The sequence below is a fragment of the Amycolatopsis sp. NPDC051758 genome (assembly GCF_044453095.1).
GTDB lineage: Bacteria > Actinomycetota > Actinomycetes > Mycobacteriales > Pseudonocardiaceae > Amycolatopsis.
In genome coordinates this window covers 887,332-904,428 of record NZ_JBITCJ010000001.1, presented here as the reverse complement: position 1 = coordinate 904,428, position 17,097 = coordinate 887,332, and the positions used below count along the sequence as shown (strand labels likewise).

General features: G+C 72.3%; 12 protein-coding genes. 7 read left to right on the top strand and 5 right to left on the bottom strand.

Annotation, left to right across the window (positions count from 1 at the left end; all coding sequences use genetic code 11):
* Window positions 1–112: 112 nt before the first annotated feature.
* Window positions 113–682 (top strand): DNA polymerase beta superfamily protein, encoded by a 570-nt coding sequence (locus tag ACIA5G_RS04720; RefSeq protein WP_395920841.1) that lies wholly within the window; start codon window positions 113–115, stop codon window positions 680–682.
* Window positions 683–724: 42 nt separating this feature from the next.
* Here the strand turns inward: ACIA5G_RS04720 and ACIA5G_RS04715 are convergent, their stop codons facing one another.
* The gene (locus ACIA5G_RS04715; protein WP_395920840.1) at window positions 725–1,654 is read right to left on the bottom strand and encodes an o-succinylbenzoate synthase; all 930 of its coding nucleotides are present in this window, start codon (window positions 1,652–1,654) and stop codon (window positions 725–727) included.
* 74 nt (window positions 1,655–1,728) lie between these two features.
* Between ACIA5G_RS04715 and ACIA5G_RS04710 the strand changes: the two genes are divergently transcribed.
* Window positions 1,729–4,521 (top strand): AfsR/SARP family transcriptional regulator, encoded by a 2,793-nt coding sequence (locus ACIA5G_RS04710; protein WP_395920839.1) that lies wholly within the window; start codon window positions 1,729–1,731, stop codon window positions 4,519–4,521.
* A 320-nt stretch (window positions 4,522–4,841) separates the two neighbouring features.
* Here the strand turns inward: ACIA5G_RS04710 and ACIA5G_RS04705 are convergent, their stop codons facing one another.
* Window positions 4,842–5,687 (bottom strand): DUF72 domain-containing protein, encoded by an 846-nt coding sequence (locus ACIA5G_RS04705; RefSeq protein ID WP_395920838.1) that lies wholly within the window; start codon window positions 5,685–5,687, stop codon window positions 4,842–4,844.
* Between the two features lie 370 nt (window positions 5,688–6,057).
* A complete protein-coding gene (locus ACIA5G_RS04700) occupies window positions 6,058–6,819 on the bottom strand; it encodes a DUF4253 domain-containing protein (RefSeq protein WP_395920837.1) in 762 nt (253 codons plus the stop codon).
* Between the two features lie 300 nt (window positions 6,820–7,119).
* Between ACIA5G_RS04700 and ACIA5G_RS04695 the strand changes: the two genes are divergently transcribed.
* The 4 genes from ACIA5G_RS04695 (at window position 7,120) to ACIA5G_RS04680 (ending at window position 13,113) form a co-directional block, all read left to right on the top strand.
* Complete coding sequence (locus ACIA5G_RS04695) at window positions 7,120–10,143, top strand: BTAD domain-containing putative transcriptional regulator (RefSeq protein WP_395920836.1); 3,024 nt, start codon at window positions 7,120–7,122, stop codon at window positions 10,141–10,143.
* A gap of 131 nt (window positions 10,144–10,274) precedes the next feature.
* Entirely contained in the window at window positions 10,275–10,655 is a 381-nt protein-coding gene (locus tag ACIA5G_RS04690) for a hypothetical protein (RefSeq protein WP_395920835.1), read from the top strand.
* On the top strand, window positions 10,613–11,707 hold the full coding sequence (locus ACIA5G_RS04685; RefSeq protein ID WP_395920834.1) for a glycoside hydrolase family 19 protein: 1,095 nt from the start codon (window positions 10,613–10,615) through the stop codon (window positions 11,705–11,707). Before ACIA5G_RS04690 ends, ACIA5G_RS04685 begins: the two co-directional genes overlap by 43 nt.
* Window positions 11,708–11,733: 26 nt before the next feature.
* Entirely contained in the window at window positions 11,734–13,113 is a 1,380-nt protein-coding gene (locus ACIA5G_RS04680; RefSeq protein WP_395920833.1) for a CHAP domain-containing protein, read from the top strand.
* 55 nt (window positions 13,114–13,168) lie between these two features.
* Here ACIA5G_RS04680 and ACIA5G_RS04675 read toward each other — a convergent pair whose 3' ends face one another.
* Window positions 13,169–14,815: a DNA repair helicase XPB gene (locus ACIA5G_RS04675; RefSeq protein WP_395920832.1), complete on the bottom strand. Its 1,647-nt coding sequence runs from the start codon at window positions 14,813–14,815 to the stop codon at window positions 13,169–13,171.
* 88 nt (window positions 14,816–14,903) lie between these two features.
* Between ACIA5G_RS04675 and ACIA5G_RS04670 the strand changes: the two genes are divergently transcribed.
* Window positions 14,904–15,551 carry a hypothetical protein gene (locus ACIA5G_RS04670; RefSeq protein WP_395920831.1) on the top strand — a complete coding sequence of 216 codons (648 nt, stop codon included), beginning with the start codon at window positions 14,904–14,906 and terminating at the stop codon, window positions 15,549–15,551.
* On the opposite strand, the gene ACIA5G_RS04665 is transcribed toward ACIA5G_RS04670, so the two are convergent.
* Window positions 15,548–16,933 (bottom strand): FAD-dependent oxidoreductase, encoded by a 1,386-nt coding sequence (locus ACIA5G_RS04665; RefSeq protein ID WP_395920830.1) that lies wholly within the window; start codon window positions 16,931–16,933, stop codon window positions 15,548–15,550. The genes ACIA5G_RS04670 and ACIA5G_RS04665 overlap by 4 nt on opposite strands.
* Window positions 16,934–17,097: the final 164 nt, after the last annotated feature.

Here is a 17,097-nt window from a genome sequence, read left to right as displayed (position 1 = left end):
CTGGACACGGGGCAGCCCCCCAGGGAGCGGCGGGGGATGTCTGGTCCCGCTGGGTCTCGGCCGGCGCAAATCACGGCTCGAGTACGTCTTCCGCACCCAGCCCGAGGTCGGCGTGCGGTTCGGGCCGGGCGACCTCGACCTGATCGTCTACTCGCTGCGCAAGTGGATGCGCCTCGCCCTGACCGGGAATCCGACGATCCTGCTCCCGCTGTTCGTCCCGGATGTGGAGATCGTGCGGATCACCGGTCTCGGCGACGAGTTGCGGGCGAACGCGGACCGGATCGGTTCGCGCCTGGCGGGCCTGAGGTTCGCGGGGTACCTGCGGACGCAGCGGCAGCGGATGCTCGAAGGGGCGCTGAAGGTCAACCGGCCGGAGCTGATCGAGAAGTACGGCTTCGACACGAAGTACGCCATGCACATGGTGCGTCTGGGCGTCCAGGGTGTCGAGCTGCTCGAGACCGGCCGGATGACGCTCCCGATCGCGGAGCCGTGGCTGACCTGGCTACGCGACCTGCGACGCGGAAAGCACACCCAGGAGGAAGCCATCGAGGCGGCGGCGGAGCTGGAGGACCGGCTCGATCAGCTGGTGCGGGGTGACTCGCCGTTGCCCGAGCAGCCGGACCGCGCCTGGGCGGACCGGTGGCTGGTGCGCGCCTACGACTCGGCGTGGCAGGCGGCCTGAGTGGTTGTGAGTGTTCAGCCGGGCCAGAACCCGGCTGAACACTCACGACAATTCGCGCACCCTCGCCAGCCGGTCTTCCCAGGCCGCCCGGACCTCGGCCGGAGCCGGGTATGCGTCCGTGGGCTCCGGCGCCTGGCGCAGGACCGGCAGATAGCCGTCCACAGAGGACAGTGAGGCCGCGCAGACGTCGCCGTCCAGCAACGAGATCGTCCCGAGTCCACAAGCGAACTCCAGCTCGGGGAGGGCGCCCGCCAGCGCCAGGCCGGCTGCCAGGCCGACGCTCGTCTCCACCGCCGACGACACCACGCACGGCAGCCCGCACGCTTCGGCGACCTCCAGCGCGCGCCGCACCCCGCCGAGGGGGGCGACCTTCAGGACCGCGATGTCCGCCGCTCCGGCGACCGCCACCTTCAGCGGGTCCTCCGCGCGGCGGATCGACTCGTCCGCCGCGATCCGGACCGGCACCCGGCGGCGGACCGCGGCGAGGTCGTCGATCGTCGGGCACGGCTGCTCCGCGTACTCCAGCCCGCCTGCCGCCTTGTCGAGGTCGGTGATCGCGCGGACCGCCGTGTCGACGTCCCACGCCATGTTGGCGTCGACGCGGATGGCGCCGTCCGGGCCGAGCGCGGCGCGGACCGCCTCCACCCGGGCGCAGTCTTCGGCCAGGGACGCGCGGGTGTCCGCGACCTTCACCTTCGCCGTGCGGCAGCCGGACGCGCGGACCAGCTCGAACGCCTTCTCGGGCCCGACCACCGGCACCGTGGTGTTCACCTCGACGCGGTCGCGGACCGGCGCCGGCCAGCCGGTTTCGCTCGCCTCCAGCGCCGCCTGCAGCCACGGAACACTCTCGGCGTCCGAGTAGTCGGCGAACGGGCAGAACTCGCCCCAGCCCGCCGGACCGCGGAGAAGTACGCCTTCACGGACGGTGATGCCGCGGAACCGGTTGCGCAGGGGGATCGTGTAGACCTTCATCGTCGCCGATCATGCCACCGTCCCGGGTTTCGCAAGCAGGTGCCGATCAGCGCGTTTCCGGTCAGAATGACCTCGTGGTCCTCGATTTCCGCGTGCTGGGTCCGGCCGAGGTCACGGCCGACGGCCGCCCGGTCCCGCTCGGGGGCAGCCGGCCGTTGATCGTGCTGGCCGGGCTGTTGCTGCGCGCGAACCGGGTGGTGCCGGTCGACGAGCTGGGCCGCTGGCTGTGGACCGACGACCGCCGCCGCTCCAAGGGCGCGCTCCAGACGTACGTGCTGCGCCTGCGCCGCGCCCTCGGCGACCAGGTCGTGATCCGCACCGAGAGCGGCGGTTACCGCATCGAGCTGGCCGACGACCTGCTCGACCTGTCCCGCTTCCGCGCGCTCGCGGCGCGGGGCAAGGCCGCGATGGACCGCGGCGAAAGCCGGCAGGCGGCCGCGCACTTCGCCGAGGCGCTCGGGCAGTGGCGCGGGCCGGCGCTGTTGAACGTCGAGTCCGATGCGCTGCACCGCGACGAGGCCGGTCAGCTGGCCGAAGAACGGCTGCGCGTCCGCGAGCAGTGGGCGGACGCCCTGCTCGAAGTCGGCGAGTACGGCACCGTCGTCCCCGAGCTCGGGCGGCTGATCAGGGAAAATCCGCTGCGGGAGCGGCTGCACGAGCAGCTGATGACCGCGCTGTACCGGTCGGGCCGCCAGGCCGAGGCCCTGGACGTGTACCGGCGGATCAGCGACGTGCTGGCCGAAGAACTCGGGCTCGACCCCGGGCTGTCGCTGCAGCGCACCCGCCAGGCGATCCTCACCGGCGCCGCCGACGACGTCGACGCTCCGCCGCGCTACCGGCTCGGCGTCGAACCGCAGGTGCCGCACCAGCTGCCCGCCGACCTGCCGGCGTTCTCCGGCCGCGAGGGTGACCTCAAGGCGCTGCACGCGCTGCTGCCGGAGGCCCTGGACGCCGACGCGTCCACCCCGATCGCGTCCGTCGAGGGCATGGGCGGCATCGGCAAGACGACCTTGGCCGTGCACTTCGCGCACGAGATCGCCGACCGGTTCCCCGGCGGGCAGGTGTACCTCAACCTGCGCGGGTACGGGCCGGGCGAGCCGGTGGAGCCGTCGGCGGCGCTGGAGGCGATGCTCACCGCGCTCGGCGTGCCGTGTGACCAGATCCCGGGTGACCTCGATGGCCGCGCGGCGAGCTGGCGGACGCACAGCGCGGGGCGGCGGCTGCTGGTGCTGCTCGACAACGCCAACCGCACCGAGCAGGTGCGGCCGCTGCTGCCCGGGCCGGGCTGCCTGGTCGTGATCACCAGCCGCTGGCAGCTGCGTGCGCTGGTCGCGACGCACGGTGCGCGGCGGATCGCGCTGGAGGAGCTCGGCGAGGAGGACGCCGTCGAGCTGCTGGCGTCCACGATCGGCCTCGAGCGGGTCGCCCGCGACCCGGCGGCGACCGAGCGGTTCGTGCGCTACTGCGGCGGCTTGCCGCTGGCGATCCGGATCCTCGCCGTGCGGGCCGCGCAGTTCCCCGACCTGGCGCTCGACGAGTTCGTCGACTCCCTCGACAGCGACGTGCTCGGCGCGTTCGACCTCGCCGACGGTGAAGGCACGAACATCCGCTCGGTGCTTTTGTACTCCTACCAGGCACTGGAGCCTTCGACGGCGCGGCTGCTGCGGCTGCTCGGGCTGTCCACCGGCGTCGACTTCACCGCCCCGGCGGCGGCCGCGGTCGCCGGCCTGGACCTCACGACGACCCGGCCGATGCTGGAGACGCTGGCCGCCGCGCACCTGCTCGCTCAGCCGCGGCCGGGCCGCTACCAGTTCCACGACCTCATCCGGGCCTACGCCGACGAAGCCGCTTCGCAGCTCGACTCGGCTTCGGAGCGCGACGCCGCCTTGGACCGGCTGTTGAGCTGGTACCTGGTGTCGGCGCTGAACGCGTCACGACGCATGCGGCCGGAGCGCTACTACCGCTTGCTGGAGTTGGACAACCTCGACGGCGGTCTCGAGTTTTCCGACTACCACAGCGCTTTCGACTGGTTCGGCGAAGAGTCCGGCAACCTCATCGCGGCGGTGCACCTGGCGCGGCGCCGCCGTCGTGACGACGTCTGCTGGAAGCTCGCTTGGCTGCTGCAGAGCCATTTTGTGACGCGCTCGCGGCTCGACGAGTGGCGTTCGGTGTTCGCGGTGGCGCTCGAAGCCGCCCAGGCAAGCGGCCACCGGCCGGGCGAGGCGGGCATCCTCAGCGGGCTGGGCGTGGTCAACGGCGTCGCGCGGCAGTACGACGAGTCACGCCGGTACCTGGAGCAGGTGCTGGAGATCCAGCGCTCACTCGGCGCGCGGGAGGGCGAGGCCCGGGCGCAGTACAACCTGGCGATGGCGGCGCACAACCTGGACGATTACGCCTGGGCGTACGAGCACGGGATGCAGGCGCTGGAGATCGTCCGCGAGCTGGGGCTGGGCGCGTTCGAGGCGAGTGTGCTGCGCGCGCTGGGCGACATCTGCACGTCGATGGGTGATCACGAACAGGCGCTGCGGCTGGCCGACGCGGCACTGGCGGTGCTCGGCCCGGACGGCGAGCCGGTGGACACGCGGTTCACGCAGCACACGCGCGGTTTGGCGTTGGTGGGCTTGGGTCGGCTCGACGAGGGGATTGTGTGCATCCGGGAGTCCGTGTCGATGTTTTTCGCCATGGGCGAGCAGTACGAGGCGGCGGATGTGCTGGCCCAGCTGGGGACGATTCAGCTCCGGTACGGCGACGCCGTGGGGGCCAGGGAGTGCCTGCTTCGGTCGGTGCGGTTGCTGACGGAGCTGGGCCATCCGGATGCGGATGACGTGCGGGCGAAGCTGGCGGCGCTGGTGGGGGCGGGCGGCTGAGGGTTTTCGCGCTGCCGTGTGCGGCGTCGGCCGGGGTTGCTGCGCGGCGGTGGTGGTGGCCGCGGGGCGGTGCCGGCGGCGGCTTTGCGGCAGCGATGACGACTGCAGTCAGGAGGCCTGGCAGCAGCGGCCGCACGGTGCTGGTCGCGGTGCCACCGGCTGCAGCCGCCGGCGCCCAATTGGCGACTCTCGGCGCCGGCTGTGCGGGCCGGCGAGGGGTTTGCGTGGCGGCGGACCGTTCGCGTGCCGACCCCCAGCGACAGCACGCAAGCCGGTCCGGCCCGCGGGTACTACTCAAGCTGATGGCGCTCACTGTCCGCTCACTGTCTCGTTTGCGGCGTCACCTCGAGCAGTTCGGCGAGGGTCTCGGCGTTGCGGGGCGCCTCCACCTTCACGTCGTTGTCGAAGTAGACGTGGACGTCCCGCTTTCCGTCGTCGTGCCAGGTCCGGATCTTGTCGGCCCAGGTGCGCAGAGCCTGGTCCGAGTAGCCGCTGACGTACAACTCCTCGTCGCCGTGGAGGCGGACGTAGGCGAAGTCGGCGGTCTGGTCCTCGAGGAACGGCCACTTGCCGGCGGTGTCGGCGACCACCAGCGCGATGCCGTGTTCGCGCAGCAGTTCCTTCGCCGCGGGTTCCGCGAAGCTCGGGTGCCGGACCTCCAGCGCGTGACGCAACGGCCTCCGCGCGCCGGCTTCCAGGTAGGGCGTGCCCTTCAGCTTGTTGTCGTGCTTCGTCGCGAGCTGCGCGGCGTCCGTGGTGGTGCGCGGCAGCAGGGTGAAGAAGTCCGCGAGCCGGTCGGGGTCGAACGTCAGCCTCGGGGGCAGCTGCCAGAGGAACGGGCCCAGTTTGGCGCCGAGTGCCAGCACTCCGGACGCGTAGAAGTTTGCCAAGGCCGTCTCGACGTCGCGTAGCTGCTTCATGTGCGTGATGAAGCGGCCGCCCTTGACGGCGAAGAGGAAGTCCGCCGGGGTCTCGTCGAACCAGGCGCGGAACCGCTCGGGCCGTTGGAGGGAGTAGAACGAGCCGTTGATTTCGACCGTGTTCAGCCGCCGCGACAGGTACTCGAGCTCGCGTCGCTGCACGAGTCCCTGCGGGTAGAACACCCCGCGCCAGGGTGGGTAGCGCCACCCCGAAGTGCCGATCCGGATCTCGGCGATCGCCCTCACCGCCTTTCCGCGGTGGGTGGTTCCCGTTCGCCGGCGCGGCCAAACGCGCCCGCGCCCGGACCGGTGGACCGTCGGCCGGGACAGCCGACCCAGTTTTGGGGACGGCCGTCTCACCGGCCCTTTGAGGCGTTTGCTCATCGGGCCGCCGGCGGACGCGAGGTGCCGGGCATCGCGCGGCGCACGGCGACCAGTGAGCGACCCGAGCAGTGGCCGCTGGGCCGCGGTCCGGCCGGCTGCCGTCGCGATTGTGTGGGGCGCGGGTGGTGATCGGCGGGCCGGCCAGGCTGGGGGCCGCCCGGCCGCCACGATCCTGCCGGAGCGCGGAATGTGGCCGGCGCAGGAAGCAAACCCGGCCGCCGCCCCGCTGCGCTCAGGCCCAAGAAAACCGCCAGTGCCGCGTCTGCACCAACCCCGACGCGTACTCGCGTAGGTTCCCCGGCTGCCCCGCGAACGTCGGCAGGCTGAACGCCCGGTGCTCCGCCGCCACCGTCAACGCCCGGGCCTGGTTGCGCGGCGGGGCCGCCACCGACAGCTCCAGTGTGTCGAAGCCCAGCACCACCAGCGTCGCGCCGAAGCGGTCTTCCCAGCTGCGCAGCACCGCCGACAGCTCCGCCACGCGGTCCGTGCACTTGATCATGCCCGTCCAGCCCAGGAGAGCCGGGATGTCCGCGGGCCGCTCGGTCTGCACCAGACCCAGCCGGTGCTCGGCCCGGTTCGCCAGGATCGAGCCCGTGTTGCCCGCTTCCGCCAGCGGGTCCGACTTGAGCGGGCTTCGCCTGGCCAGCCCGGGGAACCGGGCGCCGAACGGGCGCAGGCAGGCGCCGTCACAGCAAGAACCGTCCCACCAGCGGTCCAGGACTCCGGCCGGGTCGGCCGACGCGATCCGGTGGCCGGCCGGGGCGAGGCGGCCGCGGTCGTCGATCCAGTCCTCGCCGTTCGCCGCGAAGCGCTGGTCGTGCGGGATCAGCACCGGCCAGAGCCCGGACCGCTCGAACTCGGCCACGCAGCCGAGATAACGCTCGGGCCGGGTCAGCGGCAGGTCGGACACCCACAGCCGGCCGTGCCACGACCCCGGTGGCAGGGTCTGGACCGGCGGTGCGGGCGTACCGGGGCGGAGCGGTGCGATCGTCATGGACGTCCCCTCGAACTTGTGTTCGGCTGGTGCATGTCGAACAGTAGTTCGAGGGTCTGACATTTTCCAGCGTTCGACCCGCTCATCCGTTCGAGTGAATCTGGAAATCCGCAGGTCAAAGCCGTGAAAGAGACGCCTGTGGCGCAAGTTGTTCCTGTGACGATTCGCTGGGCCGAACGAGCAATCGGCGTCGAGGAGGAATCCGGCAGACCGGTCACCGGCGCGGATCTTGCCCAGCCGGGGATCCGTTGCCAAGCTCTGCGTGACCCCGGCGACACGGCCGGGCATCGGAGGGGGTGCATGGAGTTCCACGTGCTGGGCCAGGTCGAGGTGGCGATCGCCGGCCGGGCGGTCGGCCTCGGTGGCCCGAAACCGCGCACCCTGCTCGCGCTGCTGGCGGTGCACGCCGGGCGCGTCGTCCCGCTCGAGCAGGTCGTCGACGCGATCTGGGGCGAGGAACCACCGGACCAGGCCCGCGCCGCCGTCTACACCTACGTCTCGACCCTGCGGCGGGCGTTGGCGGGCGGCGGCGAGCCGGACGTGATCGCGCGCAGCGGGGGCGGCTACCGGCTGGCCGTCGACCTCGACCAGGTCGACCTGCACCGCTTCACCCACGACCTGTCGGCAGGCCGCCGCGCGCGGGCGGCCGGGGAACCCGGGCGCGCGATCACCCTCGTCCGGCAGGCCCTCGCCGTGTGGCGGGGGCCCGCGCTGGGCGGCACGCAGGGCCGCTGGGCGGAGAACGAACGCGTCCGGCTGGAAGAACTCCGCGTCGCGGCGCTGGAGGAACGCGTCGACGTCGAACTCGAGACCGGTGAAGGCGAATCGCTGGTCCCGGAACTGACCTCGGCCGTCGCCGCGCACCCGCTGCGGGAGCGCCTGCGCGCCCAGCTCATGCTCGCGCTGCACCAGAGCGGCCGCCGGGCCGACGCGCTCGCCTGTTACCAGGACGGCCGCACGACGCTCCTCGGCGAGCTGGGCCTGGAACCCGGCCCGGGGCTGCAGGCGGCCCACGAGCGCGTCCTGCGCGACGAACCCGGACCGCCGGCCGGCCGATCGCGAGCAGCCGCCCAGCGGGTCCCGAGCCAGCTCCCCTTCGACATCGCCGACTTCACCGGACGCGCGCACGAAGTCGCGGAGCTGGCCCGGAAACTGGCCGAACCGGCCGGCGGGTCACGGCTGTGCGCCGTCTACGGCAAGCCCGGCTCGGGCAAGAGCACCGTCGCCGCGCACGTCGCGCACCGCGTCCGCGAGCACTTCCCCGACGGTCAGCTCTACGCGTCGTTGCGTGGTGTGCAGGCCGTCCGCGCCGACCCGGCCGAGGTGCTGGCGGGGTTCCTGCGCGCGCTGGGCGTGCCGGACCGGGACATCCCCGTCCGCCTGGAGGAACGCGCCCAGCTCTACCGCACGCTGCTCGCCGACCGGCGCATCCTGGTCGTGCTCGACGACGCCGCCGGCGAACGCCAGGTCCGGCCGCTGCTGCCCGGCGGGCACACCTGCGCCGCGCTGGTGACCAGCCGGGAACGCCTCGGCGCGGTCGGCGGCGCCCACCACCTGCACCTGCCCGTGCTGGACGAGGCGGAAGCGCTGGAGCTGCTGAGCCGGGTCGTCGGCGGCCCGCGGGTGGCGGAGCAACCGGACGCGGCCCGCGAGCTGGTCCGCCTGTGCGGCAACCTGCCGCTCGCCGTGCGCATCGCCGGCGCCCGGCTCGCCGCGCGGCCGCGGTGGCCGGTCGCCAAGCTCGCCGAACGCCTTCGCGCGCAGCACCGCATCCTGGAGGAGCTCACCCTCGGCGACCTGGAGGTGCGTGGCAGCCTCGCCCTCAGCTACGACGACCTGGGCGAACGGGAGCGCACCGCGTTGCGCCGGCTCGGCCTGCTCGACGTCTCTTCGTTCGGCGCATGGGTCGCGGCGCCGCTGCTCGACTGCGACGGCCACGAGGCGGAAGAGGTCGTCGAGCGGCTCGTCGACGCCCAGCTGCTCGACGTGTCCACAGTGGACGACGGTGGCGCGGCGCGCTACCAGATCCACGACCTGACCCGCGCTTTCGCCCGCGAGCGCGGGGAGGCGGAGGAATCCGGGGACGACGTCAAGGCGGTGAACGCGCGGGCCGCCGAGTGCTGGCTCGAGCTGGTCGAACTGGCGGGCGGCCGGGCGCCGCACGTCCCCGCCGGGTCGGGCTCGCTGATCCGCCACCTCGACCCGGCGCGGGTCGACGAGATCCTGACCGGCCCCGAGGCGTGGTTCGACGCCGAGCAGACCGGTCTCGTCGGCGTCGTCGAGCGGGTCAGCGGGCTGGACCTCACCGACGTCGCCACCCGGCTGGCCGCGGCGCTGTGCTCGTCGGTGTTCGCCGTGCGCAACCTGTTCGGCCAGTGGTGGCGCACGCACAACGCGGCGCTCGCGGCGGCGCGCCGGACCGGTGACCGCATCGGGGAGGCGAGGCTGCTGTCGGGCCTGGGCTGGCTGCGCTACGAGCAGGACCGCTTCGACGAGTCGATCGCCTACCACGAGCAGGCTCTCGCCGCGTACGAGCTCGGCGGCGACCGGCACGGGCAGGCCATGAGCCGCCTCGACCTCAGCACCGTGCAGTGCGAGTACGGCCAGTTCGCCCAGGCGCGGCACTCCCTCGAGCTCGTCCTGCCCGAGCTGCGGGAGCTGGGCGAGGAGCGGGCGGAGGTGCAGGCGCTGCACGGGCTCGGCCGCGTCCTCACCGAGCTGGGCGAGCTGGCCGGCGCGCTCGTCGCCGCCGAAGCCGCGGTGGCGGGGTACGCGGACGCGAGCAGCCGGGCGGTCGCCCTGCGCTCGGTGAGCCTCGTGCACCGCGCCGCCGGACGGCTCGGCGAAGCGGCCCGATACAGCCAGGAGGCGGTGGACCTGCTGCGCGGTGTCGACGACCCGCTGATGTCCGCCTACGCCGTGCAGGCGCTCGCCAAGGTCCGCATCCGCCAGGGCCGCGGCGACGAAGTGCGCGAGGAGATGCTCGCGTGCCTCGCCACGTGCCACGAGATGCAGGACGGCTTCGGCCAGGGACTGATGCTGCGCACCCTCGGCGAACTGGAGCTCGCCGCCGGGCGGTTCCCCGAAGCGCGCGCCCACCTCGAGCGGTCGGTCCAGTGGTGGGACGCGCTCCTGCTGCCGGTCTGGCGGGCGCGCGCCCTGCGCGACCTCGCCACGACGCTCGACGCCCTCGGCGAGGCCGCGGGCGCCGAAGCGGCGTGGACGGAGGCCGAGGGCATCTTCCGGCTGCACGGCAGCCGTGAGGCCCGGGAGCCGCGCCGCGTCGCGAGCCCGGTCGAACGGCCCCGCCCGGTCGGCAGCTGAAGAACGGCTTTCAGGTTTCTTTGACCCCGCCGGGAGAGGCTGATCCCCGTCCCGAGGAGGAACAGGGGGCGGTGCGCGGCACCGCACTCGGGACGTCTCGGATCTTTCCCACGGTGATGAAGGGATCAGCCATGTCTTCGGTCAGGATCACGTTGACCGCCGCGGCGCTCGTCGCGGGCATCGCGGCCGGTGGGCTGCAGGCGACCGCGTCGGCGGGGGAGCTGCCGCCGGGGTCGCCCCGCGTCGGGGTGCTGGCCGGCGGGCAGCTGCTCGTGAAGGAAGGGAACCTCTACGACTCCTGGGTCCCGGAGATCGACGGGGTGCAGAAGTTCGAGATCGCGGGCGACCGGATCGGCGTGCTGACCGCGGACTCGCGCCTGCTGGTCAAGGAAGGCAACCTCTGGACGAACTGGGTCGAAGAAGCGGTGGTGTCCGCGACTTCCGGCTCGCCGGCAACCGGATCGGCGTGGTGCGCAACGACTCCACGGCCGCGGTCAAGGACGGCGCGCTGAACGCGGCCTGGGTCGAGCAGACCAGCGGCGTCAAGGACCTGGAGCTGACGCCGAACCGGGTCGGCGTGGTGTTCGAAAACGGCCTGGCGACGGTGAAGGAGGGCGACCTCTACGCGCCGTGGGTCGACCAGGTGGGCTCGGTCGCCGACCTCGAGCTCTCCGCCGACCGGATCGGCGTGCTGCGCACCGACGGGACAGTGGCGGTCAAGGAGTCGAACCTGTGGTCCGCCTGGGTCGAAGAGATCTCCGGTGTGAAGCAGCTGGAGCTGTCCGGCAGCCGCATCGGGGTCGTGCTGGACAACGGGCTCGCGACGGTCAAGGAGGGCAATCTCTACGCGGGCTGGGTGAACCAGCTCCCGGGCGCCGCGAACCTGCAGATCGCCGGTGACCGCATCGGTGTGCTGCGCACGGACGGGTCCGCCACCGTCAAGGACGGCGGCCTCTACGGGACGTGGGTCGAGCAGATCGGCGGTGTCCAGCAGCTGGCCCTCGCCGCCGCCGGCGCGCCCTCGACGGGTGGCCAGGTGTCGCTGGCCGACATCACCGCCGTCTACGGCTCCACCTACGCCACGGACACCGTCGCGGCCGGGCTGCCGAGCCTCAACGCCGAGATGGTGGCCGGGGCGATCACCACGCCGAGCCGCAAGGCCGCGCTGCTCGCCACGCTCAAGCACGAAAGCGGCTTCCGATACAACGCGGGCGAAGCGGGCCACTCCGAGACCTACCGCGGCCGCGGCTTCATCCAGCTGACCAACGACTTCAACTACCGGGCCGCGGGCGCCGCGCTCGGGTACGACTTCCTGAGCAACCCGGACGCCGCCGCCACGCTCGACTGGAGCGCCAAGATCGCCCGTTGGTACTGGGGATCCCGCACCATCAACGCGGCCGCGGACAACTACGACATGGGCGCGGTGGGCCGCGCGATCGGCTACTCCTACGCCCTCGACCCGGCCGAGTCGCTCAACCGGTGCGCGGACTACAAGAAGGCCCTCGCCTACTTCAACGGCGGTTCGCTGCCCGTCGCCGACGGCGCCATCACCTGCACCCGCTGATTCCGTTTCCCTGCAAGGAGAACGCCATGTCGCTCAAACGCGCCACCACGACCGTCCTCGCCGCCGCCGTCCTCGCCCTGCTGGGCGCCGTCCCCGCCCACGCCGACACGCGGACCGACGTCCGCGACCTCGCCGCGGCGAACCTGCACAAGCAGACCTGCAGCACGAACAGCCTCGGCGGCACCGGGTTCATGGACAGCTGCCGGATGCAGTGGGCCTGGTGCGCCGACTTCGTCAGATGGGTGTGGGGCAACCGGAACATCGACGTCGACCGGCTGACCGCCGGGGCGGGCAGCTTCTACCTGTACGGCCAGCAGCGGGGCACGCTGCACACCGATGCCGGCTACGTCCCGCAGGTGGGTGACGCCGTCGTCTTCAACTACCAGGGCAACGGGTACGCCGACCACGTCGCGATGGTCAACACGGTGAACGCCGACGGCAGCATCCGCACGATCAACGGCAACTGGGGCACCGGCGGCCCCGGCAGCAACAGCGTCGAGTTCGGGTCGGGGCCCGGCCGGGTCGGCCAGTACCTCGCCGGCCAGCAGATCTCCGCGTTCGTCAGCCCGGCCGGGGTGTCCGGGCCCGCGAAGCCCGTCACCCCGCGCCTCGGCGTGCTCTTCGGGGACAGTTCGGCGCAGGTGAAGGAAGGCAACCTCTTCGAGGGCTGGACGAACGTGTACGGCGGCGGCGTCGTCAAGTCCGAAGTGCACGGTGACATGGTCGGTGTGCTCACCGGCGCCGGTGACCTGTTCGTCAAGCAGGGCAACCTGTACGAGCAGTGGGTCCACCAGGCGAGCGGCGTCAAGGACTTCGCGCTGGAGTCGTCGGCGGGCCGCATCGCCGTCCTGCGCACCGACGGCACCGTCGCGGTCAAGGAGGGCGGCCTGCAGGGCGGCTGGGTCGAAGAAACCAACAACGCCAAGGAAGTCGAGCTGTCGGGTGACTACATCGCCGTCGTCGACAACAACGGCGCGGTGTACGCCAAGCAGGGCAACCTGTACGCGGCCTGGGTCGGCGAGCTGAGCGGCGGCGCCGACGTCGAGGTGGACGCGAGCACCGGCCGGCTCGCGGTCGTGCGCACCGACGGTTCGCTCACGGTGAAGGACGGCGGCCTGTACGGCGCTTGGGTCGAGCAGACGTCCGGGGTGAAGCAGGTCGACCTGTCCGGGGACTACCTCGGGGTCGTGTTCACCGACGGCCTCGCCTCGGTCAAGCAGGGCAACCTCTACACGGGCTGGATCAACCAGCTCCCGGGGGCGGCGAAGGTCGAGGTCGACGCCCCGACCGGCCGGGTGGGCGTGCTGCGCGCCGACGGTTCGCTGGCGGTCAAGGACGGCGGCCCGTACGGCGCCTGGGTCGAGCAGACCGGCGGGGTGGGCGACTTCCAGCTCACCAGCTACTGATCCACGAAGTGCGGGCCACGCCGAGGGGGCGTGGCCCGCACTTCCGCGTTCTGGGTCAGAGCGGCCGGAGCAGGTCGTCCGCGTCGACGATGTGGTAGGCGTAGCCCTGCTCCGCGAGGAACCGCTGCCGGTGCGCCGCGTACTCGGTGTCGACGGTGTCGCGCGAGACGATCGAGTAGAAGTGCGCCTGCCGCCCGTCACCCTTCGGCCGCAGGAGGCGGCCGAGCCGCTGGGCCTCCTCCTGGCGCGAGCCGAACGTGCCGGAGATCTGGATCGCCACCGACGCCTCGGGCAGGTCGATCGAGAAGTTCGCGACCTTGGACACCACGAGCGTCCGGAGCTCGCCGCGCCGGAACTTGTCGAACAGCTCCTCGCGCTCCTTGTTCTTCGTCGAGCCCTGGATCACCGGCGCGTCGAGCTCGTCGCCGAGCATCTCGAGCTGGTCGAGGTAGGCGCCGATGACCAGCGTCGGCTCGCCGGCGTGCTTCTCGACGATGGACTTGATCACCGGGGTCTTCGTCTGCGCCGTCGCCGCCAGCTTGTACCGCTCGTCGGCCTCGGCGGTCGCGTACTCCAGGCGTTCCGCGTCGGTCAGCGTCACGCGGACCTCGGTGCACTCCGCTGGCGCGATCCAGCCCTGCGCCTCGATGTCGCGCCACGGCACGTCGTAGCGCTTCGGGCCGATCAGCGAGAAGACGTCACCTTCGCGGCCGTCCTCGCGCACGAGCGTCGCGGTCAGGCCGAGCCGGCGCCGCGACTGCAGGTCCGCCGTCATCCGGAAGACCGGCGCGGGCAGCAGGTGGACCTCGTCGTAGACGACCAAGCCCCAGTCCCGCGAGTCGAACAGCTCCAGGTGCCGGTACTCGCCCTTGGTCTTGCGGGTGACCACCTGGTACGTCGCGATGGTGACCGGCCGGACTTCCTTCTTCTCGCCGGAGTACTCGCCGATCTCCTCTTCGGTGAGCGACGTCCGCGCGATGAGCTCACGCTTCCACTGCCGCCCGGCGACGGTGTTCGTCACCAGGATCAGCGTCGTGGCCTGCGCCTTCGCCATGGCCGCGGCGCCGACGAGCGTCTTGCCCGCGCCGCACGGCAGCACGATGACGCCGGAGCCGCCCGCCCAGAACGCGTCCGCGGCCATCCGCTGGTAGTCGCGCAGGTGCCAGTCCCGCTCGTCGAGCGCGATCGGGTGCGCCTCGCCGTCGACGTACCCGGCGAGGTCCTCGGCCGGCCAGCCGACCTTCAGCAGCGCCTGCTTCAGCCGCCCGCGCTCGGACGGGTGGACGAGGACGGTGTCGTCGTCGATCCGGGCGCCGAGCATCGGGCTGATCTTCTTGTTCCGGGAGACCTCGGTCAGCACCGCGCGGTCGGTGGTCGACATGACCAGCCCGTGCGCCGGGTGGTTGGCGATCTGCAGCCGGCCGAACCGGCCCATCACGTCGACGACGTCGATCAGCAGCGGCTGCGGCACCGGGAAGCGCGAGTACGTCGTCAGCGCGTCGACGACCTGCTCGGCGTCGTGGCCCGCGGCGCGCGCGTTCCACAAGGCCAGGGGGGTGATGCGGTAGGTGTGGACGTGCTCCGGCGCCCGTTCGAGCTCGGCGAACGGCGCGATGGAGATCCGCGCGTCGTTCGCCTGGGGGTGGTCGACCTCCAGGAGCACGGTCTTGTCGGACTGGACGATCAGCGGGCCATCAGTCACAACTACTGTTATACGTGCCTCGCCCCGGCCCGCACCCGTCGCGGGTCCGCCGGTGGGGAGATGTGCCGAGGGGATCACTGGAGGGCATGTGACCGACGACAACCCGTTCCGGACGCCGGACTACGCGACGCCGTCGGCGCCGACACCGATGCCGGGCGCGCCGATGCCGGGCGCGCCGATGCCGGCGGCGCCGGGGCAGGCGCCGATCCCGCACTGGTTCACCGTGAAGGTGCGGATCACGCTGGTCGCGTGCGTCGTCGCCGCGCTGGGCCTGGGCGCGCTGGGCGCGATGGGCATCTACTGGATCGGGAGCAACGGCCCGCCGTCCGACGGCGACTGCCTGTACCTGACGCGCGAAGGCGGCGGCAAGCTGGCCTACCACCGCGTCGGCTGCAGCTACGACACCGCGACGTACAAGGTCGACGACAGCTACCGCGGGTCCTTCCGGTGCGGCTCCGGCGACTACGTGCGGTTCCAGATCAGCGGCACCGGCTCCGCCTCGGACCGGACGCTCTGCCTGGCGCTGAACGTCGACACCGGCGACTGCCTGCGCAACGTCGACGACGAGGCCACGATCGGCAAGGTCAGCTGCACCGACCCGGCGGCCGAGGAACGCGCCGAGGTCCTCTCGGGGCTCGGCGGCGAAGACGCCTGCGGCGAGGCCGAGAAGGTCTTCACCTACTCGGGCCCGCCGCGTCGCACCGTCTGCCTCGCGCCACCGGGCGAGAACATCTAGCCGAACCACCGGCCCAGGCCGGCGGGGTCGACGGCGTACCCGTCCGGCCGGATCAGGAGCAGCCGGCCGCGGTGCTCGCCGTCGTCGGTGGCCGCGCGCACGAAGTCGACCTGCCCGGTGAGGCCGGCCGGCTCGGGGTGGTCGCCGAGGTCGAGGAGCAGCCCGCGGCCGCCGTGCAGCAGCGCGTAAAGCCGCGTCGGGCCGGCCGCCGTCGTCAGGTCGAGGTCCGGGACCCGGTGCGCGCCCGGGTAGCTCAGGCCGAGGCCGGACAGCAGCCCGCTGAAGTAGAGGTTGGCGTCCGGCAGCCGCATCAGGTCGACGACGATCTCGCGCAGCGCCTCGACGTTCTCGCTGCGGTTCGGCGTCGTGAACACGCGCTGCGCCGCGGTGTGCCGCAGCACCCGTTCGGCGGCCGGGTGGCGTTCGGCGTGGTAGCTGTCGAGCAGACCGTCCGGCGCGCTGCCGCGGACGGTCGCCGCCAGTTTCCAGCCGAGGTTCATCGCGTCCTGGACACCCAGGTTGAGCCCCTGCCCGCCGAGCGGCGAGTGGATGTGCGCGGCGTCGCCCGCGAACAGCACACGGCCGTGCCGGTACCGCTCCAGCTGCCGTGTGGCGTCGTTGAACCGCGAAGCGCCGTACAACTCGCCCAGACGCGTCTCGGGGCCGTACAGGGCTGTCAGCGCTTCGGTCACTTCGGTGTCCGACACGGGCGCGTCGCGGCCGGGCTGCGTCGTCGTGGAGCCGAAGACGAACCGGTGACCGCCGTCGCCGAGCGGGGTGAGCATCGACCAGTGGCCGTTGGCCTGCCGGGTGACTTCGCTGAAGTGCGCGGCGCGGGCCGGGACCAGCTCCGACGCGGCGTCGAGCCGGATGTGCGCGAGCGTGGCGACGTAGGTCTCGGTGCGGCCGGGGAACGGCACCCCGAGCAACTGCCGGACGGTGCTGTGCGCGCCGTCGCAGGCCACCAGCCAGCGCGCCCGGAGCCCGTCGACCGTGACGCCGTCCGCGCCGGCCTCGACGGCGGTCACCTCGTGGCCGCGTTTGATCACGGCGCCGTGCTTGACCGCGTGTTCGGCGAGCATCGCCTCGACGTCGTCCTGCGTGCGGTTGATGACACGTGGGTGGCGGGTCCGCCAGACGCTGTGGTCGAGCGGCACCGGCAGCCCGGCGAAGTGCCCGCTCGGGCCGCCGAGCTCCTGGTCGGCAGGGTGGAGGCCGCGTAGTTCGAGGAGTTCGGCGGTGCGCGGCTGGAGTCCGACGGGCCGTGGCAGCCCGGGGCCGTCCCGCCGTTCGAGGACGGTCACCTCGACGCCGGCGAGGGCGAGTTCGGCGGCGAGCAGCAGCCCGGTGGGGCCGGCTCCGGTGATCAGGACGTCGGTCATCACGCACTCCTCAAGTAGACTGAGTGCAAAAGTAGACCAAGTGCAAGTTTGGCGAAAGTCAATAAGGGCTCGAGTCGGGATGGCGACGAGCGCCCCAATGTGGCCTTCGTTGCGTCTGACGCACCCAAGGCGGCCTTCGGTGCGTCAGACGCAACCAATGTGGC